The organism is Arthrobacter sp. JDC6, from assembly GCF_056484025.1.
The window spans coordinates 2,364,268-2,384,444 of the sequence record NZ_CM151278.1 but is presented as its reverse complement, the minus strand read 5'-3'; the positions used below and the strand labels follow the sequence as shown (position 1 = coordinate 2,384,444).

General features: G+C 62.9%; 19 protein-coding genes and 1 pseudogene. 10 read left to right on the top strand and 10 right to left on the bottom strand.

Annotated features, from left to right (window positions below):
- Positions 1-383 precede the first annotated feature (383 nt).
- The 3 genes and pseudogenes from ACV095_RS11100 to ACV095_RS11090 all read left to right on the top strand — a co-directional run.
- Positions 384-959 carry a matrixin family metalloprotease gene (locus ACV095_RS11100; RefSeq protein ID WP_478221827.1) on the top strand — a complete coding sequence of 192 codons (576 nt, stop codon included), beginning with the start codon at positions 384-386 and terminating at the stop codon, positions 957-959.
- Between the two features lie 45 nt (positions 960-1,004).
- Positions 1,005-1,568, top strand: coding sequence for a hypothetical protein (locus ACV095_RS11095; protein ID WP_478221826.1), 564 nt, complete (start codon positions 1,005-1,007; stop codon positions 1,566-1,568).
- 224 nt (positions 1,569-1,792) lie between these two features.
- Positions 1,793-2,199 (top strand): annotated as a pseudogene (locus tag ACV095_RS11090) (ParB/RepB/Spo0J family partition protein); the annotation flags it as partial.
- 358 nt (positions 2,200-2,557) lie between these two features.
- Here the strand turns inward: ACV095_RS11090 and ACV095_RS11085 are convergent.
- Both ACV095_RS11085 and ACV095_RS11080 read right to left on the bottom strand, forming a co-directional pair.
- Positions 2,558-2,785 (bottom strand): DUF2188 domain-containing protein, encoded by a 228-nt coding sequence (locus tag ACV095_RS11085; protein ID WP_120693051.1) that lies wholly within the window; start codon positions 2,783-2,785, stop codon positions 2,558-2,560.
- A gap of 698 nt (positions 2,786-3,483) precedes the next feature.
- Positions 3,484-4,350, bottom strand: a complete 867-nt coding sequence (locus tag ACV095_RS11080) for a GntR family transcriptional regulator (protein WP_478221825.1) — start codon at positions 4,348-4,350, stop codon at positions 3,484-3,486.
- Positions 4,351-4,620: 270 nt separating this feature from the next.
- Here ACV095_RS11080 and ACV095_RS11075 point away from each other — a divergent pair, with 270 nt between their 5' ends.
- The 7 genes from ACV095_RS11075 (at position 4,621) to ACV095_RS11045 (ending at position 10,721) form a co-directional block, all read left to right on the top strand.
- Positions 4,621-5,886 carry a RuBisCO large subunit C-terminal-like domain-containing protein gene (locus ACV095_RS11075; RefSeq protein WP_478221824.1) on the top strand — a complete coding sequence of 422 codons (1,266 nt, stop codon included), beginning with the start codon at positions 4,621-4,623 and terminating at the stop codon, positions 5,884-5,886.
- 1 nt (position 5,887) lies between these two features.
- On the top strand, positions 5,888-7,186 hold the full coding sequence (locus ACV095_RS11070) for a four-carbon acid sugar kinase family protein (RefSeq protein ID WP_478221823.1): 1,299 nt from the start codon (positions 5,888-5,890) through the stop codon (positions 7,184-7,186).
- Positions 7,187-7,238: 52 nt separating this feature from the next.
- Positions 7,239-8,282 carry a zinc-dependent alcohol dehydrogenase gene (locus ACV095_RS11065; protein ID WP_478221822.1) on the top strand — a complete coding sequence of 348 codons (1,044 nt, stop codon included), beginning with the start codon at positions 7,239-7,241 and terminating at the stop codon, positions 8,280-8,282.
- A gap of 73 nt (positions 8,283-8,355) precedes the next feature.
- On the top strand, positions 8,356-9,393 hold the full coding sequence (locus ACV095_RS11060) for a 2-keto-3-deoxygluconate permease (protein WP_478221821.1): 1,038 nt from the start codon (positions 8,356-8,358) through the stop codon (positions 9,391-9,393).
- Positions 9,394-9,501: 108 nt separating this feature from the next.
- Positions 9,502-9,753 (top strand): hypothetical protein, encoded by a 252-nt coding sequence (locus tag ACV095_RS11055; RefSeq protein ID WP_478221820.1) that lies wholly within the window; start codon positions 9,502-9,504, stop codon positions 9,751-9,753.
- A 402-nt stretch (positions 9,754-10,155) separates the two neighbouring features.
- Positions 10,156-10,356: a ribbon-helix-helix protein, CopG family gene (locus ACV095_RS11050; protein ID WP_142074287.1), complete on the top strand. Its 201-nt coding sequence runs from the start codon at positions 10,156-10,158 to the stop codon at positions 10,354-10,356.
- The gene (locus ACV095_RS11045; RefSeq protein ID WP_478221819.1) at positions 10,353-10,721 is read left to right on the top strand and encodes a type II toxin-antitoxin system death-on-curing family toxin; all 369 of its coding nucleotides are present in this window, start codon (positions 10,353-10,355) and stop codon (positions 10,719-10,721) included. The genes ACV095_RS11050 and ACV095_RS11045 overlap by 4 nt, the downstream gene beginning before the upstream one ends.
- Before the next feature lie 443 nt (positions 10,722-11,164).
- Here the strand turns inward: ACV095_RS11045 and ACV095_RS11040 are convergent, their stop codons facing one another.
- The 8 genes from ACV095_RS11040 to ACV095_RS11005 form a co-directional block, all read right to left on the bottom strand.
- Positions 11,165-12,067: a carbohydrate ABC transporter permease gene (locus tag ACV095_RS11040; RefSeq protein WP_478221818.1), complete on the bottom strand. Its 903-nt coding sequence runs from the start codon at positions 12,065-12,067 to the stop codon at positions 11,165-11,167.
- An 8-nt stretch (positions 12,068-12,075) separates the two neighbouring features.
- Positions 12,076-13,005 carry a carbohydrate ABC transporter permease gene (locus ACV095_RS11035; protein ID WP_478221817.1) on the bottom strand — a complete coding sequence of 310 codons (930 nt, stop codon included), beginning with the start codon at positions 13,003-13,005 and terminating at the stop codon, positions 12,076-12,078.
- On the bottom strand, positions 13,002-14,462 hold the full coding sequence (locus ACV095_RS11030; RefSeq protein ID WP_478221816.1) for an extracellular solute-binding protein: 1,461 nt from the start codon (positions 14,460-14,462) through the stop codon (positions 13,002-13,004). Before ACV095_RS11030 ends, ACV095_RS11035 begins: the two co-directional genes overlap by 4 nt.
- A gap of 64 nt (positions 14,463-14,526) precedes the next feature.
- Complete coding sequence (locus tag ACV095_RS11025; RefSeq protein WP_478221815.1) at positions 14,527-15,498, bottom strand: PfkB family carbohydrate kinase; 972 nt, start codon at positions 15,496-15,498, stop codon at positions 14,527-14,529.
- A gap of 34 nt (positions 15,499-15,532) precedes the next feature.
- Entirely contained in the window at positions 15,533-17,125 is a 1,593-nt protein-coding gene (locus ACV095_RS11020; RefSeq protein ID WP_478223445.1) for a glycoside hydrolase family 32 protein, read from the bottom strand.
- Positions 17,126-17,200: 75 nt separating this feature from the next.
- Positions 17,201-18,274, bottom strand: coding sequence for an ABC transporter ATP-binding protein (locus ACV095_RS11015; protein ID WP_018771294.1), 1,074 nt, complete (start codon positions 18,272-18,274; stop codon positions 17,201-17,203).
- The gene (locus tag ACV095_RS11010; protein ID WP_478221814.1) at positions 18,271-19,224 is read right to left on the bottom strand and encodes an ABC transporter ATP-binding protein; all 954 of its coding nucleotides are present in this window, start codon (positions 19,222-19,224) and stop codon (positions 18,271-18,273) included. Before ACV095_RS11010 ends, ACV095_RS11015 begins: the two co-directional genes overlap by 4 nt.
- A complete protein-coding gene (locus ACV095_RS11005; protein ID WP_018763807.1) occupies positions 19,221-20,147 on the bottom strand; it encodes an ABC transporter permease in 927 nt (308 codons plus the stop codon). Before ACV095_RS11005 ends, ACV095_RS11010 begins: the two co-directional genes overlap by 4 nt.
- Positions 20,148-20,177 lie beyond the last annotated feature (30 nt).

Here is a 20,177-nt window from a genome sequence, read left to right as displayed (position 1 = left end):
ACTGAAAATTTTTAAAGCTATTGTGCCGCGGCATCCAGTGGAATATTCTCACCCCATATCTCATACAGAGGTATCCGGGGGGAAATTGGGGGAAAACATTTCAGGCAACGATGCCGGATAAACGCGTGTAATTCGCAAAAATCCTCTGCTTCAGGGGGATGGCCAGAGCTACTACGCCGAGATCCAGCCTTCGAGACGAAGCTGGTCCATGCACTCATCGACCTCGAACTTATGGGGTATCCAGAACTTATTGATGTCTGCTGATTGCGGAACTTGTTGGATTCAATTCCACCTAAATTCCATTTGTTGGGCCATATTTGCCTGCCTGCCAGAAGTGAGGCTACCCACTGCATCCGTCTTCATTTGAGGAAGGAATTATGCACGTGGCAATCAGAAACAAGCGTATTTTGGGCCTAAGAGGGATGGCAGCCGGATTGGCGATATTTCTGGTATCAGTACTGGGAATGAGTCCGGCTCAGGCCTACGCACTTGAAGGGGTCCGATGGGAGAACACGCCCACCAGCGGGTGCTGCGCCTACATCAGCGTGCAGTATCAGCCGAACATGTACGGCATTAATATTACCGGCTGGGACAACCAGCGCTGGGCGTGGAATGCCAGCCCGGACAACCTCTATCTGAACGCGGGTAGTGGTGCGCTGACTGTCGACGACGCTTACAGCTCTACCGTCGGCTGGGACGGGATTACCTATTACGCCTGGCACGGGTGTTCAACCGGGAACTGTTTCAGCTATGCCAATGCCTATTTGAACTATTACTACACGTCGGGGTATTCGGCGGCCACCATTCAGGGAGTCGCAGCGCACGAGTTGGGGCATGCAATCGGACTTGCTCACACTAATGGCTGCGTTTTGATGACTCCCAACACACCCACGCGTAATTCCTGCGGGATTTACATGCCCACCGCGGATGACAACAACGGCTCCGTTGCCCTGTACTAACACGATCGACCCAAGAGGATGATGAACATTATGAAGACTCACTCCATGAGGATGCTGGTGACCGGGACGGCATCAGCAATGGTCGCTATCGCTGCTGTCTCAGGCCTGGTCGACTGTTCGAGCACACCGGGAAACACAAGTGCGACTACATCTGCCCAAACGGTCGGAATGGACGCCAGCTGGGCTGAGGCCTACAACAACCTGGGTGATCTCAAGGCGCATAGTGCGGTCGCGGTCCGGGGCAGCTTTACGCGCGTCATCGGACAGTCAAGCATCAAGACCATTCCGGTTACCGATTTCGAATTTACGGTTGAACAGGTGGTCCACGACCCGGGAAATGTTGTGGCTGTTGGAGCGAAACTGACCGTACGCCAGACTGGCGGACTCGTGGATGGCGTCCTTCACCAAACCGATGATGACCCGCTGTTCAAGGTTTCAGAACAAGCCGTCTTGTTCCTGAAGCAACCCGAACCGGGCCTCTTTTACGTGATTGGAGGACCGTCGGGAAGATTTGAGGTTGCCAACGACAAGGTCACCCCATTCGCTCCTGGTGGGGTGAAATTCACCGGGACAACCGCAGAATTTGCAGCTGCGGTAAGAAACTCCTAACCGCCGGAGCCACAAGGCCTGACCATGCCCCCGACAACAAAGAGTCAGGGGTATGGTCAGGCTCCACAGGACAATTCCGCGTGCGACTGCCCTTGACCGACCCGGCTCGAGGCAAGCAGTCACACGACCAGAAAGCCCCGTTCTCAAGACCCGTTTGATGGCTGCAGGAAGTGATATGTCGCTGCGCCTGAGCCGAATCCATGCCGGTTGCAAAGTGCAGAGAAGCTACGACCGTCCGGCGGGAGTGGGTCAAGAACCTGCTGGCGAAGAAGCAGGCCCCCAAGGGCTGGCAGTACTTACCCTGCACGCGATCACCCACCACTCCGAAACCGCCAGCGGTTACGAAGGGAAGGTGGCTGCAGAAATGATCGGGGCGAAGTTCGAAGAGTCCAGCCAGTGGGCGTGGAACCCGCTCAGGGACCACGTCGCCAAAACGACAACCCGGCCGGAGTTTGGACTGATTGCGCTGATCTGCGCCGGGTATGAAAAGACCATCCAGAAAGACTCGTGGCGCTCACCGAGCCAAACCCACCGGGACTACCTGAACCAGCTGGTCGCATGGGGATACACCGCAAGCGAGGTTGAGCAGATCATCATCGACAGCGGCGACAAGACAGAGACAGCCGGATAAACCACGGATTCTGTGCCGGGCGGCGGATCCCAAACCCCGCCCGGCACAGGCCCAGCCCAATCGCCGCAGGAAGGCCAGGAACCTTCCAGAAGTCGGGCGGTCCGCCGCCCAGGGCGAACCACAGCAGCGACTCACCAGCGACGGACCGCCGATTAACGCACCCCACGTCCGCGCCCACCAGGTGCCGCGCCCCCAGGGAACAACGACGCTCCCAGCGGCTGCAGCACCCGAAGAAGAACATTCAGCTAAGCTGAACCCATAAGTTTCCTTTGCCGAGGAGAACGCAGAATGGCCGGCCTAACCGCCGGCCATTCTTGTATCTCCAGACAAGTCGCAACGCAAAAGCGTCACTCGGCAATCAGCCCGGGACGTTCCGCGGATCGTGGCCGTAGCTGTTCTTCTCAGCGATCTGGCCGTCCTGGTTCTTGATGACGTGCTCCACCTTGTCAGCCTGGGCCGCTTCCCGGCCCGCAGCCACCGCTTCTTCCTTGGTGCCGTAGCCGGCGCCAAACGCGCGGTCAGTACCCTCACGCTTGTTCTTCCACTGGCCGTCTTCGTAGTACGTCTCGATATCGCCCTGAGCCACTGCATACTCCCTCTGCCGATTCGGATCCTGACACCCGCTGTACAACACGGGGAGCGAAAAGCCCCGCAGCACTTGGGACCGCGAGGCTTTCCTAACGCCGTCCGCCTGATGGTGGCCAGGCGGCGAAGCTGACACCAACCTAATAGCAAGCATGCTTACTTTTCAAGTCCGGGACGGCTCCCTCTCCCATGGTCCACACCATGCGCTGCCGGGCTCGCTGTTCGCCGTGGTTCATGTTCCTGCAGCAGGGACGACGCCCGTTCAGCATTGCCACCCCGCCGGATACCTATCAGCACTTCCGAGGGCTTGGGGCTTCTCAGGCACAGGGGGGCCGAGGCCCTTGGTGAACCGGCGGGGATCACCACAGTCGCCGGCGGCGCGACCTGTCGTTTTCAGAAGCTGACTGCACAAACTTCCCCTGAATTTCAGGGTTTGTGCAGGCGGCTCGTGACCACCGGCTGACCGGTACTCCTATGCACAAAGTTCCCTTTCGCCCGGTACTCCTATTCACCAATGCACAGACGTGTCACGAGAGCCTAGGGATTTTGAGGCACACAGGTTATGAGACAAGCCAGGCCCAAACGGGACAAGTCAGTGGCGACCCGCAGGGGTGCGCGTACGTCCTGCCGGGCGTCGACTCCCGACATCTTGAGATGTCCCGATGGATGTCAGGGGTCGGTTGGCCGCGGGGGCGCGCTTTAGCGTGCTCCTCGTTCGAGGTCGGCTAGTTCTGATTCAAGTTGCTGGGTCAGGTTCCGCAGGCGGCGAAGGTGCTCTTGGGAGACGCGGCCGGGCTGGCTTGTGACTTGTGCATCGACGTCGAAGACGGTGTTGGGGCTGTGCCAGACGTTGAACCATTCGAGGCCGTGGCCGAGGGCGTCGCGGGTTACGCCTTGGAGCAGGAGCAGTGGTTCGCGGGTGTTGATGTTTAGTTTCCGCGCCAGGTCAGGATCTGAGGACACGGCTTGGACCTGACGGGGTCCGCCGGCGGGGTGGTAGCCGTGGTCGCGCATGAGACTCAGGAGTGACGCGTTTTCGAGCAGTTCCGCGGTGAAGTGCGGGAAGAAGTCACGCGGGACCCAGGTACGCATGAACGCAACGGGAAGATCGTCGAGGTAGCGGACCCGCTCGATTTTCCAGGTGTTGTTGGTGTTAAGGGCCTCGATGCCTGCCCGGGGCGGCTCGGATGGTTCTACGGTGAGGACATGGGTGCGCAGGCGCTGGCCGTGCGCGGCAGCCTGTTCGTCCAGGCCGCCTGCGCGCTGAACGTGTCGGCGGAGGACGGGCGTTGCGGCTACTACGCTGCCGCGGCCGCGCTGGCGTCGGATCAGGCCAAGGTCAGCAAGGCCTGACAGGGCCTGGCGCACGACGCTGCGTGAGACACCGAACTGCCTTTGCAGTTCCTCTTCAGTGGGCAGGGAGGAGCCTGGGGACAGTGCCAGGTCCACGATCTGCCGGTGCAGGATGTCCCGAATTTGTGCATGGAGTGGGCCTCCGGCTTCCCGGTCCAGACCACCGCTGCGTCCCACCGGCCCCGACCCTGGTTCTGCTGGTTCCAAACTCACGCTTACTCCTTTGCCGCTGTGCAAATCTTAGCCCTCCCCTGCTCCTCTGACGCTGAGCAGTGACATCGTCCGGCCTTGACGTGACCTACACCACCCATTATTGTACGTATCAAAGGTACGTATAACTTCGGGGCTTGGGATCACAGGAGATGCCATAGTCCCGAAGTGGGAGTCACCTGCTTGAGCCCGCATCGGCGCGTGAGCGAAGTGAAAGTACCTGCAGGTGACAGTCGGATACGTGAGTTTCAAAACCCCCGAATTGGAGAATCCATGCGCGACCCGCGCTCGGTGCGTTGCACCTACTACCTAGAATCCGAGATCGATCCCGGGAAGGCCGCCGCCATCATGGCCGGCGAGCAGTCCAGCGGCACCTTCCTGCCGGTCCCGGGCGAATCCGCCCGCATCCGGGAACGGCACGCCGCCCGGATATCGGATGTGCAGGAGCTTGGTTTTTGCCGGCCTTCCTTGCCGTCACGGACCAACCCGGAAAAAGTCCGCGCTGCCTTGGTGACCGTTGATTTCCCGATGGAGAACGTCGGAACGGACCTGGCGACCTTGCAGACTGCCATTGCAGGCAATCTCTTCGAGTTGGGCGATCTGTTTGCCTGCCGGCTCCAGAACATTGAACTGCCGGAGGACTTCGTGGCAGCCCACCCGGGCCCGGCCTTCGGCATCGAGGGGACGCGCAAGTTCATCAGTGACGTTGAGGGCGTGATGGTTGGCACCATCGTCAAGCCCAATGTCGGGCTCTCGGAAGAGGAGTTCCGTCTGGTGGTCCGGGATCTGGCGATGGCCTCCATCGACCTGATCAAGGACGACGAGCTCATGACTGATCCGGCATACCTGCCTCTGGAACGCCGGGTCGCCGTTGCCACCGAGGAAATCCGCGCCGCCGAGCAGGTCACCGGCCACTCCACCATGTATGCCTTCAACATCACCGGTGACCTTGCCGGACTGCAGAAACGCCACGACCTGGTTGTTGAAGCCGGCGGCACGTGCGTGATGCTGAACATCCCCGTGATGGGTTTGCCCGCCCTGGCCTTGCTGCGCAGCTTCGCCGAGGTACCGATCCACGGCCACCGGGCAGGCCTCGCGGCTTCGATGCGGTCCAAGGCCCTGGGCATGGATTACCGGGTCTGGCAGCAGATGGCCCGCCTCGCCGGCGCCGATCACCTGCACGCCAGCGGGCTGGGCAGCAAGTTCTACGAACTGGACGAAGAGGTCGCGGCCAACATTCGCTGCCTCCTCGAACCGCTCGGGCAGACCATTGCACCGCTGCCTGTTTTGTCCTCCGGGCAGAATGTCACCACCCCCGGCCCCACCTTCGACGCGGTCGGTTCCACCGACCTGATGATGTTGGCCGGCGGCGGGGTCGCCGCCCACCCGGACGGCCCCGGCGCTGGAGTGCGAAGCCTGCGCCAGGCGTGGGAAGCAGCAGTGGACGGGGTGTCGCTGCAAAACGCAGCGGACAAACTCGCTCAAACGGGGGACGATGCTCTCCTGCACGCTGTCCAGACTTTCGGGAAAGGTGCCTGAGATGCCAGCTTTCGGTTTCGTCGCGGACGACCTCACCGGAGCCGCCGACGTCCTGGCCCAGTCCCACCGCTACGGCCTGGAAGCTGCTTTGGTCATCGGGGACGCGCCGCTGCCGAAGGACACCGACGTCGTCGGGTTTGCAGGACCGGCCCGCTCCCTGTCCGGAACAGCGTTCGACGACCTGGTCATCAGGGACCTCGCCGGGATTGCGGCCCTGAACCTGGACGTGCTGCTGTACAAGGTCTGCTCCACCTTTGACAGCTCCACCACTGTCGGGAGTATCGGCCGCGGGATCCAGCTGCTCCATCAGCAATTCCCCCTGCACGGACCCGTTCCCGTGGCGCCGGCCCAGCCCGCTTTTGGCCGATACACCGCCTTCAGCAACCACTACGCAACCTACGCTGGCCAGATTTACCGGCTGGACCGTCACCCCGTCATGTCCCGCCACCCGTCCACCCCCATGGCCGAGGCGGACCTGCGCCAGGTCCTGGCCGAACAGCTCGGCGGCACCCAAGTGCCCGGGGCGATCCACCTGCCCGCCTACCAGGACGGCACCTTCAAGGACTCCTGGGCGGAACGGCGCCGGGATCTCGCGGCGCAGGCCTTTGTCGTCGACGCCGTGGATGAACACCAGATGGACGCCATCGCAGAAGCCCTCACGCGGGAAGAACACGGCCACGGCCCATCCATCATCGTGGGATCCGGCGGCATCATGGCAGCACTGGCCAGGTCCATCTCGGACCAGGCCCCACGCACACCCGGCCCCCAGAAGCCGTCTGGACCAGTGCTGGCCGTCAGCGCCTCGGCCTCCAGCACCACGGCCGAGCAAATCAACGACGCCATCTCCAATGGCTGGGAAGACGTCCCGGTGCCTGCCGAACTGCTCCAGCGCGATGACACCGCACTGGTCGCCGCCCTCGATGAACGCGTTTCAGCCGCCCTCCGGGCAGGGCGCAACGTGGTCGTTCACACCACCCGCGGCGCGGCGGACCCACGCTACGGGGCCAGCACACCAGTGGACGCCGGCTACGTCGGCACCCTGATCGGAGGCATCGCCGCCAGGATGGCCAACGCCGGGCTCACCCGGGACATCGCCGTCTGTGGTGGAGATACCTCCAGCCACGCACTCATCGCCATGGGCGTGCGCCAACTCCGGGTGTCCGACCAGTTCGTCACCGCCGGCCCCATCCTGCGCGCCGACGGCGCCTCCGCCGTCGGCGGATCCCGGCTGCTGCTCAAAGGCGGACAGGTCGGACCAACCGACATCCTGCGCCGCTTCGCCGGCCAGCTCCCCAGCTAACACTCCACACAATTCCTCCACGCATCACCAGAACCAATGAAAGGCGGCCCCCATGCGGGCAGTAGTTAAGAACGCAGCAGAGCGAGGCGTCACGTACGTCACCGACGCGGGCGACCCCAAGGCAACAGAAGGCACAGTCGTCATCGAAGTAGGAGCCGCCTCCCTGTGCGGCACCGACCGCGAACTCTACGAATGGACCCCGTCAGCCCAGGCGTTCAACCTCAACCTCCCGGTCATCCTGGGCCATGAAGGCGCAGGAACCATCGTCGAGGTCGGTCCCGGCGTCACCGGGCTGCAAGTTGGCGACCAGGTTGCCCTCGAAAGCCACCTGACCTGCGGACAATGCTTCCCCTGCCGCACCGGAGACGCCCACACCTGTGAACGCACCGGGATCCTGGGCATGCACATCGACGGCGTCTTCGCCGAATACGCAGCCGTCCCCCAGGACATCTGCGTCAAGCTCCCCACCGGCCTGTCCCTCGAATCCGGAGCCCTGCTCGAAGCAGCAGGCGTCGCCGTCCACGCCATCCAGCGCGCCAACTACTCCGTCGCAGGCCGGGCCGTGCTCGTCAGCGGCGCAGGCCCGGTCGGCCTCGTCGTCGTGAACCTGGCACTACTCATGGGCGCCTCCCACGTCATCGCCGTCGACCCCAACCCCTACCGTCGCGCCCAAGCCGAAAAACTCGGCGCGACCGCCATGCACCCCAACGACGGCATTATCGAACGCTGCCGCGAACTAACCGGCCGCCGCGGCGGTTTCGACGTCGCCTTCGAATGCTCCGGAGCCCCCGGCACCCTCACCACACTCTTCGAAGCCGTCCGCCGCGAAGCCACCGTCATCACCGTCGGACACCCCAGCCGCCCCGCAGAAGTGGACATCGCCGCCTACATCAACAAAAAAGGCATCACCCTTCGCGGCATCTTCGGGCGCCGGCTATGGGAAACCTGGGAACAAAGCCTGCTGCTGCTTGACTCCGGCAAACTCGAGCTCGACTGGCTCATCACCCACCGCAAGAAACTCAGCGACATCGACGAAGCCGTAGAACTTCTCACCGGAGACGCCTGCAAAGTCCTGCTCATCCCAGGCCTCGGCTAACCCCAAAAAGCAACGGAACTGACGGTCCGAACCGTGCAGCTCCCAACCACCCAGCTATTCACAGGAGAAATCAATGACGATTCCCATCAAGAAAGCCCTTGAAAAAGTTCCCGGCGGAATGATGCTGGTGCCACTTGGCATCGGCGCCATCATCCACACCCTCGCCCCGGACGCCGGCAAGTTTTTCGGTTCCTTTACAGGGGCCTTCTTCACCGGCCTGGCGCCGCTGCTGGCCGTGTTCTTTGTCTGCCTCGGCGCGACACTCGAGGTCAAATCAACGCCCTACATCCTCAAAAAGGGCGGTGTACTGCTCGGCTCCAAAATTCTCTTCGCCGTCCTCATTGGCGTCATCGCCGGACGATTCCTCGGTGAAGCACCCATCGAATCCGGGATCCTCGCAGGCCTCTCAACCCTGGCGCTTGTCGCCGCACTGAATGACACCAACGGCGGTCTCTACATCTCACTGATGGGACAGTTCGGGCGTAAGCGCGATGCGGGTGCGTACTCCATCCTGTCACTCGAATCCGGCCCCTTCCTGACCATGGTCACACTGGGAATCGCCGGTCTCGCCGCCTTCCCCTGGCAGGCACTCGTCGGCGCCATCCTCCCACTGGCACTGGGCATGCTCCTCGGAAACCTCGATAAGAACATGCGTCATCTCCTGGCCCCGCTGGTACCGGCGATGGTGCCGTTCCTGGGCCTGGCCCTCGGCCTGACCATCAACCTCAACGCCGTCGTCGAAGCCGGACTGCTCGGCATCGCCCTAGGCCTGTTCGTGGTCTTCGTCGGCGGCGCCGTGCTGCTCCTCGCCGACAAACTCACCGGCGGTGACGGCGTAGCAGGCCTTGCCGCAGCAACCACGGCCGGCAACGCCGCGCTGGTTCCCGCCATCATCGCCACAGCCAACCCTGTCTACGCCCCGGCAGCAGAACACGCCACCGTCCTGGTCGCAGCCTCAGTCGTCGTCTCCGCCGTGCTCTGCCCAATCGTGACCTCAGCATGGGCAAAGAGGGTGCAGAAAAAGGAAGGCCTGGCGGACACAGAAGACAACGCGGTCGAGCAGGAGGCGCTAGCCCCCAAGCATGCAGGTAGTACCCCAGAACTGACCTAGCAGTACTAAACGAAAAGGGCGGGGCGTGCACACGGGTGCCCGCCCCGCCCTTCCTTATATACCCGGACCTGGTGGACGGAAACGCCTAAATCCACCGGAAGGAACACCATGAATGCAGGCACGCAGCTATTGAAAGTCCCATCCACCGACGCACAAAGTCGCCTACTCAGCTATCACAACTGGATTCACTTGAACCCGGGCGACAGAGTGATCGTCAAACGAACCGGATGTGCATCCGAAGGTGGCACGGTGGATGATGTCGGCGAAGACGCCTCATACTTTTGGGTCTGGATTGACGGCCAAGGCAGAACGCTGATCTTCCACGGAGACGGATCGGTCATTCACAAACTCCTCCACTAGTCTCAGCCGACATAACTAATAAGAGACATATGCGTCTCGAAACCCTTGGGAAATGAGACGTCTTACTTCCGCGGAGAGACGTCTGAGCTGCATGGTCGCCTATTTCCTACGGAATCTTCTACGCGCGATGGCAAGGGCGATTCTCGTAACTATGTCTCGTAACTTCGTAGCCAAAATCTGGCACTCATCCTTGGTTATGAGACAGGTGAGCGGGTGTCGGCTCGAGGGGATTAGAGCGAGGCCGGAAGTAAATACACTTCTGGCTTCAGCAGCGTACCTCCTTGAAAACCCCACCAGAGCTTTCCAGGACACGGCGACGCTGCACGGGTGAGTCTGGTCCCACCAGCGAGGTAGGCAGCCCAGTCAAGCGTGGGTACCGCTTTGGTACCATTGGGGATGGCTATGAATCTTCGTGTTCCTGAAGACCTCGATCGGCGGCTGGAGAAGTTGGCTGCCGAGGAACATACGTCCAAGTCCGCGCTTCTGTTGCAGGGTGCAGAGTTGGTTCTGCAGCGCCACGCGCGCCGACGTGAAATCAGCGAGGGGCTTGATTTTGTTATGAGTCATGACGCTGATCTGCTGAAGCGCCTTGAGGACGCGTGACACCGTACCTGGACATCGAGGATGCACTCCAGGTAGTTGATCGATACGGCTTCCATATCCGCGACGTCGGATTGCTGGCCTCAGCATTGGCCAGGCCGGCTACCACTGTTATGGGTGTGGACGCCTATCCGGAGCTTGCGGTGAAGGCGGCAGCCTTGTTGGAGTCGGTCGCCCGGTTCCATCCACTCATTGATGGCAACAAACGGACGGCGTGGACGCTCATGGTGCTGCTGCTGTGGATCAACGGTTACAGGCATGGCTTCACCACGGATGAAGGCTTCGACCTTGTCGTCGGAGTCGCCGCGGGCACTATCGACTTGCTGGACTCTGCCGCCGGGATTTCCAGTCATCTGATGCCCCGGTAGTGCTCCAGCGCCCCCGAAAGGGGGCTGTGACAATGTCCACACTTTTCGTCCCGTACTGGGCCCAACAGCCTCCGGACTGTCCAGGACTCCGCATGTTTTCGCGGGTTCCCAGTGTTTGCAGGGCTTGGAATGTAGTTCGAGTCCCACCTCGGGCACAGCATATCCCCTCGTCAGAGGGGCTTTTTGCTTTAACGTGTTGAGATAGTTTGAGTGTTGTCGCTCTGGTCCGCCTGCCGTGAGTGGGTTCTGAACTTTCCTCGTTCAGGTTATGTCGGGTGGGCCGTCGGTGGCCTACACCTATTCATTCGCCGGGGGAGCGGGGACGACATGACGGGCCCTTATCTTGATGCCGCGCCAGACGAGATGGGCGCGGGATCGTCTCGCCGTGCCGTCCCGAGATGATGCACCCCACTGCGTGGACGTGTTTCTTTCCTACAGCACCGCTATTTGCTGGCGCCGGCGGTGAGGCCTTCTCGCAGGGTTCGTTGGCCGAAGGTGAAGACGACCAGAGCCGGCAGCATGGACAGGATCACGCCGGCGAGGACCACCGAGATGCTGCCGGTGCCGAGGTTGCCCTGGAGCGTGACCAGGCCGAGGGGAAGGGTGAAATTCTGTTCGCTGATGGTGAGGATCAGTGGCCGGAAGAACTCGTTCCAATGGAAGTTGAAGGCGAGGATCCCGACGATCGCCATGCCGGGGACCGCCAGGGGGACGTAGACCGAACGGAAGATCCGCCACGGCCCGGCACCGTCCAGGGCTGCTGCTTCGGCGAAGTCGTTCGGCAGGCCAAGGAAGTACTGGCGCATCAGGAAGGTGCCGAATGCTGTGGGAAGCGCCGGAAGGATCAGGGCCAGCAGGGTGTCTGACAGGCCCATTCCACGGATCAGCATGAACACCGGGACGATGGTGACCTGCACCGGGACCATCATGGTGGCCAGCACCAGCGAGAAGATGGCGTTCTTACCGCGGAAGTCCAGGCGGGCGAAGGCGTAGCCGGCCAGGGTGGCCGACGCCATCTGGCCAAGTGCGATCAGGCCGGTCACCAGGGCGCTGTTCAGGACCAGGAGGCCGACGTTGATCTGCTTGAACACTTCCTGGTAGGCGGTGAAGTCAGGGTTGATGGGCAGGATGGAGGGCGGCAGGTTGAACGATTCCGACGGCGTGCGCAGCGAGGTGGACAAGGTCCACAGGACAGGGCCGAGGGTCAGCGCCGCTGCCACGGCCAAGGCTGCGTATCTGCCGGCAGTGCTGGCTGATGGCAAGCGGCGGGGCGTACGGGTGGCGGGCGGTTCGGCGGTGGAACCGGAAGGCAAGCCGGTCCCGGTGTGCAGGGTCTGGCTGGACATGGCGGACCTCACTGGTAGAAGACGAAGCGGCGGCTAAGGCGGAATTGCAGGGCGGTGACGGCAAGGATCAGCACGGTGAGTACCAGGCCGATGGCGGAGGCTTTGCCGAACTCCAGTTGCTGGAAGGCGGATTCAAAGATGACCATGACGGCGGTCCGGGTGGAGTCGCCGGGGCCGCCGTTGGTCAGGACATAGGGCTGGTCGAAGACCTGCAGGGCGCTGATGATGGCCATGACGGACGCCACGAGCACCGTCGGGCTGATCAGCGGAAGGGTCACGTTGCTGAACTGTTTCCAGCCCGTGGCACCATCCAGGTTCGCTGCTTCATGCAGTTCTTTCGGGATATTGGTGAGGGCGCCGAGGAAGAGCAGGAAGGAGAACCCGAAGTTCTGCCACACGTAGACCAGGACGACGACGGCGGCGGACGCCGCGGGGCTTGTCAGCCACGGCACAGCGGGGATCCCGACGAGTGACAGGAGCCAATTCACCACGCCGAATTGTTCGTTGAACATGTACCGCATGAAGATGGACACCGACGCGGCGGAAAGGACCAGAGGAAAGAAGAAGGTGGAACGGAGGAATACCCTCAGCCAGGACGGCATCCTGGCCTGAAGCATGGAGGCCAGGGCAAGGGCGATGCCGAGTTGAAGGATTACCGCCACAATCACAAACCCGATGGTGTTCAGGAAGGACACGCGGACGGTGGGGTCCTGTGCCAGTGAGGCGAAATTGGCGAACCCGACGAACTGTGGTGTCGAAATGATGTCCCAGCGGAAGAAAGCCAGGACCAGCGAAGCAATGATCGGCAGGAAGGTGAAAAGGGTCATCCCGATCACCGTAGGAGCAAGGAAAATCCTTGCAAGCCGCCGCTCGACAAAGGACCGGCGCACGGCCGGTGGCTTCACTGTTGGCCGCGGGACGGTGGACGTGGTGGTCATAAATTCCTCCTCAGGGCCAGTTCGAGGTCACGTTGAAGGTTGCCCATCGCTGTCCGTACATCGGCGGAGCTGCCGCTGACCGCGGTGGAGACGTTCTTCATCAGGGCAGTTTCGACGGCCGCCTGCTGCGGTGGGGCGGGGATCGGACCGGAGGTGGGGAACCTGTCCAGGGTGTCGTAGAAGACTTTCCAGTGCCGCGGCCCGGTGGCGGCGTAGAAGGACTCGTTGACCATCGAACGGCGTGTGGGGGTGGTGTTCGGTTTGGGAATGGCCAGTTGCATCGCTTCGCGGCTGGAGCAGAACTTCACCCATTCCCAGGCCGCGTCCTTGTCTTTCGCAGTGCGCATGATCGCGTAGCCGGCAGCACCGAACTGGTGCCGCTGGGTCCGCCAGCGCGGGAAGAACTGCACGTCGAACTGATCGGCGGTCATCCCGGCCTCGTGCAGGCCCTGCGCCCAATAGCCACCGGCCGGCGTCGTGCCGATGCGGTTGTTGCCGAACAGGCCCACCAGGGCGTTGCCGCCCCCGGATTCCGGCCGCACGCCGAGTCCTTCGGCTACCAGTTCACGCAGATAGTCGAAGGTCTCGACCACCCGCCCGTCCTCGGCGTTGGGGGCCAGCCACTGGTACCCGCCGCCACGGGTGCCGCGGGCAGGGTCGCTGGGGTAGAAGCGGTCCCAAAGCCAGTCCCCGCCGGGCGCCTTCGTTTCGGACAGGAAGCTGGTGTCATTGGCGTAAAGCCACGGGACCACCCCGCCGAAAAGCCGGTTGGTCCAGTAGTACGGGGTGAAATCGGAGGGGCGGGCTTTCCGCAGGGCCCTTAGGGTGGAGCTGAAGTCGTCCTTGGTCCAGTCGTCCCTCGGCCGGTCAATGCCGGCCTGCGCGAAGGTGGCGGTATTCAGGTACATGTTCGCCGCGTTCCAGTCCAGGGGAAGCTGGTACAGGCTTCCCTGGTACATGAAGGCTTCCAGCAGGCTCGGATGAACGTCGTTAAAGTAGTCGCTCATCGCCGCGGCGTCCCGGCGGACATAACCATCCAGGGGCTCGGCCAGCTTGTCGGCGAACAACTGGGCGCCTTCGGTGGCGACATAGACCACATCCGGGGGCGTGCCCGCGGCCACCATGGTCAGGATCTTGGAAAAGAAGTCCTTCCAGTCCGCACCCTGAATCGCCTGCAGCCGCACCGGGATGTCGGGATGGGCGGCGGTGAAAGCCTGGATCAGGCCCTGGCGTCCCGCCGCATCCGCTGCCGTCCCCAGGATGGCGATGTTCAGGGCCTTGCTGCCGCGGCCCGGAATGTCAGCGCCGGTAATTCGGGGCCAGGCCCCCACAGTGGCCCCCGCCACGGCGAGCCCGCCCAGGCCCAGCATGGAACGCCGGGTGAGTTGCGCAAACCTGCTGCTGGACCGCAGCGAATGCGCAGGGGCTTGGTGCCCCGGTGTCTTTTCAGACGTCATTGTTGGCTCCTCCTAACAGGGTAGACGGCGTCCTTTACTTTTGTTGCCCGCAGGGTCGTTTTGTTTATGCCTGGTCGCATGCGAAAGCCCGTGGTACGGAGGCGTGTGCTTCGACAGCAGCTGTGAGTTCGTCAAGGGTGGGTGGGTTAGCCCCGGCGCGCTGCACGGTGATGGCCGCTGCTGCGGCTGCGGTGCGTCCCAGCTGCTCCATGACGGCGGGGGCAAAGCCCCCGGCGCCGCGGGTGAGCAGGCCCAGGATCAGTGCGGCCATGTAGGAGTCGCCGGCGCCGATGGTGTCCGCCACCGTCGCTTTGACGGCGGGAATGGTGATGCTCGCGGACGGCGAGGTGAATTGGGAGCCGGCAGCACCTTTGGTTATCACCGCCAGCCCGGCGCCGAGGCGGAGGATGTGCTCAGCGGTTTCTTCCAGTGTTTTCGCGGGGTAGAGCCACTGGGCGTCCTCGTCGCTGAGTTTAACGACGTCGGTCAGTGCGCCGATTGCTTCGAAGGTTGCCTTCGCTTCGGCGTGGCTGCCAAGCAGCGATGGCCTGATGTTCGGATCGTAGGTGATGGTGCAATGCTTGTGGGCTTGTTCGAGCAGGGTTTTGACCGCACCGGCGCCGGGGTTGAGGAAGGTGGCGATGGAACCGGTGTGCAGGATTTGGGGGAAACAGGCAGGCGTTGCTCTTGGCAGCTGCCAGCGGATGTCGAAGTCGTATGCGGCGGATCCGTCGGGTCCGAGGGTTGCGGTCGCTGTTGCGGTGCGGGTGAGGGATTTTGATCCTGGCAGAAGTGTCACCCCTGCCCGGTGGAGGTGGTTCTCTATAGTTCTTCCCCGCTCATCGGGTGCAATGGCCGTGAGCAAGCCGGTGGTGACCCCCAGGAGACCGAGGCCATAGGCGACATTGGCAGGCGATCCGCCAGGATGCTCAACCTGGCTGTTCGGGGTGGTGACCACATCGATCAACGCTTCACCGACAACGACGGCGTCAAAAGGCTTTTGGGGGTCTGGGCAGGCTGCTTTGAGGTAATCCATGTTTGTCTCTCGGACAGTGTTGATGGGGGAGCGGCTAGGTCGTCGCGTTGATCTCGTTGATCGTCAGGTCACTGAAGGTGGCCGTTCCATCGTTGGCGTAGAGCCGGATGTTGTTACCTTCCAGGGGAAAAACGCGGTGTGAGTGCACCACCCGTCCGTCTCCGACGAACATTTCGACGCTGGTCCGGTCCACCAGGAGGCGGAGTGTGAGGCGCCCTGCCGAGGGATCGATAGGTGTCTGGCTTTCCCCGCCAGTGGGGTTGATGGTGGGTCGCCTGTTGACGTAGGCGAACGGGCCGCGGAGGAATGCACCGGCCGCGACGTGCCGGCCCCCACCGGATGCACGGCAGAGCTCAAGGCCGATGTTGGACGGAGGGGCCGCCGGGTCCCATACGAGCTCACAGGTCAGGTCATAGGCCAGTGAACTGATATCAAGGTCTTGGGTTCCCGTGACCTTGACGTCCCCGAGGTGGTGGGTGCGTTTGATGTGGTTGGCCAGGCCGGTGGTGGGGGTTGAGGCGAGGTGGTAGCTTCCGCCTGCCTTCTTGAGCCGGATGTCGCGCACGATCATGTCATCACCGTTGTACGCGTCGGTCGCCAGGGTGGGAGTGTTGTGGGGGTAGTCCCAGAAGTTCGCCCAGCCAAGCGCCCTGCGCAGGGTGGCATCCTCCGCGCCGGAGGAGTCGTGATGGGGGTAGGTCACCGCACCGTAGAAGTCATAGCCGTAGTCCAGCCATTCCGGCTCGGCATGGTCGGGAGTAAACGTGATTCCGTTGAAGGCTCCTGTCCAGTAGGCGTATGTTGCCGGCAGTCCACGGCCCTTGCCGTTGGCGCTGGTGCCCAGGATCCAGTGCGAAGTACCGTCGTCGGCGGTCATGCGGAAAAGGTCCGGGCACTCCAGCAACCCCAGGTCCGTCCGGACGAATTCGCCGACCCGCCGCCAGGAACGCAGGTTGGCAGATGTGTAGAAGCCGAGCTTCTGCCCTTCGGCGTTGACCATGAACCACTGCCCGCGGTCGGCGTCCCAGATGACTTTCGGGTCGCGGAAGTCCTGCACGCCTGGGTTTGGAAGTACCGGCGCCGTCCCACCAGGTTTGAACGAACGCCCACGGTCAGTTGAGTACCAGAGGTATTGCGCCTGGCGGCCCTGGGGCGCCTGGGTCACGAGGGCTATGACGGCGTTTTCACCGTAGCCGGCAGTGTTTCGTTCGTCGATGACAAGACAGCCTGACCAGCAGTCGCCGTTATCGTTGCTGAACTTGGGGATGGCCACGCCACGGTCGCGGAACGAGACGTGGTCGGTGGTGGTGGCACGGCGCCACGATGTGCCGCCGCCGCCCTGGAGGTAATCGGCGTTGTAGAGGTAGTAGTAGTGGTATTCGCCGTCAATGTAGATGGGCCGCTGGGGGTCGTTCTTCCAGTTGTCGGGGACGCTGAAGTGATAAGTCGGGCGCATACGGGTTGGTCCTTTGTAGGGCGGCTTGGCCGGTGCGTTGTCGCGGGCGTTCGGGGGTGCCGCTGCCGCTGACTGGGCGAATGGTGTTGCGAGTGCGAGCGATCCGGTGAGGGCAACGGCCCCGCTTCCGGTCAGGAGGGCACGCCGGGATACGGCGGGTGAATCTTTTATCAGTTACCCTTCGGCGGGCAGCGTCGGTGCTGCCAGTGCGTGAATGTTGATGTTTTGGACGTGGGAACGGGAACGTCAGTCTCCAGGCTCCGGTTCTGTCGCCAATGCATGGCCGCCGGCACCGGCGCGCGGGCGGTAGAGGTGGCAGCGGACCCAGTGGCGGTTGAGGGGGTCGCCCACCTGGTGCCGGACGGGTTCCTCGGATGAGCAGCGCTGCTCCGGGTCGTTCTCAAAGGCGCAGCCGGCGGAAGCCATGACGGCTTGCCGGAGATGGGCGCGGTGGATGGGGTCGTAGGATCCCGCCCGCGCCGGGTCGGGGACGGCTGAGACGAGCAATTGGGTGTAGGGGTGGGCCGGGTTGGCGAGCAGGTCCAGTGATTCACCTTCTTCCACGATTTCGCCGGCGAACATGACTGCCGTCCGGTCCGCCAGGTACCGGGCGGAGGCGAGGTCGTGGGTGATGTAGAGCATGGAAATGCCCTGCTCATCGCGCAGTTTCCGCATCAGGTTCAGCACGCCGATGCGGACCGAAACGTCCAGCATGGAAGTCGGCTCGTCGGCGAGGATGACGTTTGGCTCCACGGCCAGGGCCCGCGCGATCGCGACCCGTTGACGTTGCCCGCCGGAGAGCTCATGGGGGTAGGAGTCGAGCATGTCGGCCTGAAGCCCGACGGTGGTCATGAGCTCCTCTAGACGGCGCCTGGTCTGCTCTTCGGAACCGCGCTGGCGGGTGCCGCCTTTGCCGTGGACGGTGAGGGATCGGCGGAGGAAGTGCTCGATTCGGTGGGCGGGATTCAGTGAGCCAAAGGGGTCCTGGAAGACCATTTGCAGCTGGGACCGGAACTCCCGTGAGGCCTGGAAACGGTCACGTTTGAGGACGTCGACGCCGTCGACCAGGATGGCCCCTTCGCTGGGTTTTTCGAGCCGGGCGACACAGCGGGCCAGGGTGCTCTTGCCTGAGCCCGATTCGCCGACCAGTGCCACGATTTCTCCACGGCCGATGGTCAGGTCGACGCGGTGGAGCGCCCGGACCGCCTGGCTGGAGAACAGGCCGCCGATGTGGAAGGACTTACCCAGTCCGCGCACCTCCAGGGCCGGCGTCAGGGTCGAAACATCCGGCCGTGTCGGGGAGTGGACGGCGTGGCTCATTGTGCTGCTCCTTCAAGGACGGCGGCTTCGGCGTCGGCATCAAACGGTGCCACGAAGTGGCCGGGCGCAATTTCGGCGAGGTCCGGGATGTTCCGGAACTTCACGCCTTCGGGCAGGCCCTTAAGCGGGATCCGCGGGCCGGTGAGCGGCGGGAACGCGCCCATGAGGGCTTGGGTGTAGGGGTGCCCTGGGGCGGTGTAGATGTCGTGCGCTTTGGCGGTCTCTACGATCCGGCCGCCGTACATGACGGCCATCCGGTGGGAGAGTTCCACCATCAAGGACATGTCGTGCGTGATGAAGAGGACGGAGAAGCCCAGTTCGCGCTGGAGATCCTTGATCTGGGCCATGATCTCCTGTTGCACCACCACGTCCAGTGCGGTGGTGGGCTCGTCAAGGATCAGCAGTGACGGCTTCAGGGCCACAGCCATGGCGATGACGGCGCGTTGCCGCATGCCGCCGGAGAGTTGATGCGGGTACGACTTGAGGCGAGCGGGGTCCATTCTGACCAGTTCCAGCAGCTGTGCGGCGCGTCGAAGGGATTCTTTGCGCGAGTAGCCGGCGTGGGTGGTGAAGATGTCTGCCATCTGTTCCCCGACGGTGAGCACGGGGTTCAGCGAGTTCATGGCGGACTGGAACACCATGGCGACGTCCTGCCAGCGGAAACGGCGCAGCTCGTCCTGGTTCATGGCGAGCACGTCCTTGCCGCCGAAGGAGATGCTGCCGGCGGCGATCTTCGCCGGGTCCTTGAGCAGCCGCATGATGGAGTTGGCGATGGTTGATTTTCCGCAACCGGATTCGCCGGCCAGCCCGAACACCTCGCCGGCGCCGATGTTGAAGGAGACGTCGTTCACAGCCGTGGTCGAGCGGGAGTCGCCGATGTACTTGACGGTGAGGTTCTTGACGTCGAGGACCGGTTCATGGGAGCCGAAGGAGGTTTGGGAGACGGTCACTGTGCGGCGCCCCTTTCGGTGGTGGCGGGTTTGCGGATCTTCCGCAGGCGGGGGTTGGTTACTTCGTCAACGGCGTAGTTGATGAGGGCCAGGGCGAACGCGACCAGTGCGATGCAGAGGCCGGAGGGGATGAAGACCCACCAGCTTCCAGTGAGCAGGGCGCCTTCGTTTCCGGCCCAGAAGAGGTTGTTGCCCCAGGAGACGGTGCTGACGTCGCCCAGTCCAAGGAATTCGAGGCCCGCCTGGGCCCCGATGCCGTAGATGACGCAGGCGAGCAGCGTTCCCATCACGATCGATGCCATGTTCGGCAGGATTTCGCGGAACATGATGCGGCCGGCGCGCTCTCCGGAGACGACCGCGGCAGCGACGAAGTCCTTGGATCGGATGGACAGGGCCTGTGCCCGGAGTACGCGCGCTGATCCGGCCCATCCCGTGACGGTGAGGACCAGGATGACCGTGCCCAGGCCTGGGGGCAGGAAGGCGGCCAGGATCACAAGCAGCGGCAGGCCGGGAAGGAGGAGGAAGACGTTGGTCAGCAGCGACAGTGCTTCGTCGATGAATTTGCCGAAATAGGCTGATGCCAGGCCGACGAGGATTCCGATGAAAGTGGATGCGAACCCGACGGTAAGCCCTACGAGCAGGGAGCTTCGGGCGCCGTGGATGGTCAGGGCGAGCACGTCCTGGCCCTTGGCGGTGGTTCCGAGCCAGTGTTCGCTGTCTGGTTCCAGTGAGGCCATCCCGGTGATCCGGGAGGGGTCGTCCGGGAACAGTACCGGCGCGGCCAGGGCCAGGACGATGAAGACGAGCATAATGGCCATGCCGGTCATGGCCTTCTTGTTGGTGATGAGTCCGTGGATGAAACCGCGGTTGGTTTTGCGGGCAGCTTTTGCTTCAGTTGGCTGCTGGAGGATAACGCTGGTCATGGTCGGTCCCTTGGTTACTGGGTACGCACT

Coding starts and splice junctions, on each gene's coding strand:
- ACV095_RS11070 (WP_478221823.1), top strand. CDS start 5,888: ATGCCAGCTTTCGGTTTCGTCGCGGACGACCTCACCGGAGCCGCCGAC.
- ACV095_RS11040 (WP_478221818.1), bottom strand. CDS start 12,067: ATGTCCAGCCAGACCCTGCACACCGGGACCGGCTTGCCTTCCGGTTCC.
- ACV095_RS11050 (WP_142074287.1), top strand. CDS start 10,156: ATGAATCTTCGTGTTCCTGAAGACCTCGATCGGCGGCTGGAGAAGTTG.
- ACV095_RS11055 (WP_478221820.1), top strand. CDS start 9,502: ATGAATGCAGGCACGCAGCTATTGAAAGTCCCATCCACCGACGCACAA.
- ACV095_RS11035 (WP_478221817.1), bottom strand. CDS start 13,005: ATGACCACCACGTCCACCGTCCCGCGGCCAACAGTGAAGCCACCGGCC.
- ACV095_RS11015 (WP_018771294.1), bottom strand. CDS start 18,274: ATGAGCCACGCCGTCCACTCCCCGACACGGCCGGATGTTTCGACCCTG.
- ACV095_RS11005 (WP_018763807.1), bottom strand. CDS start 20,147: ATGACCAGCGTTATCCTCCAGCAGCCAACTGAAGCAAAAGCTGCCCGC.
- ACV095_RS11075 (WP_478221824.1), top strand. CDS start 4,621: ATGCGCGACCCGCGCTCGGTGCGTTGCACCTACTACCTAGAATCCGAG.
- ACV095_RS11065 (WP_478221822.1), top strand. CDS start 7,239: ATGCGGGCAGTAGTTAAGAACGCAGCAGAGCGAGGCGTCACGTACGTC.
- ACV095_RS11030 (WP_478221816.1), bottom strand. CDS start 14,462: ATGACGTCTGAAAAGACACCGGGGCACCAAGCCCCTGCGCATTCGCTG.
- ACV095_RS11025 (WP_478221815.1), bottom strand. CDS start 15,498: ATGGATTACCTCAAAGCAGCCTGCCCAGACCCCCAAAAGCCTTTTGAC.
- ACV095_RS11060 (WP_478221821.1), top strand. CDS start 8,356: ATGACGATTCCCATCAAGAAAGCCCTTGAAAAAGTTCCCGGCGGAATG.
- ACV095_RS11095 (WP_478221826.1), top strand. CDS start 1,005: ATGAGGATGCTGGTGACCGGGACGGCATCAGCAATGGTCGCTATCGCT.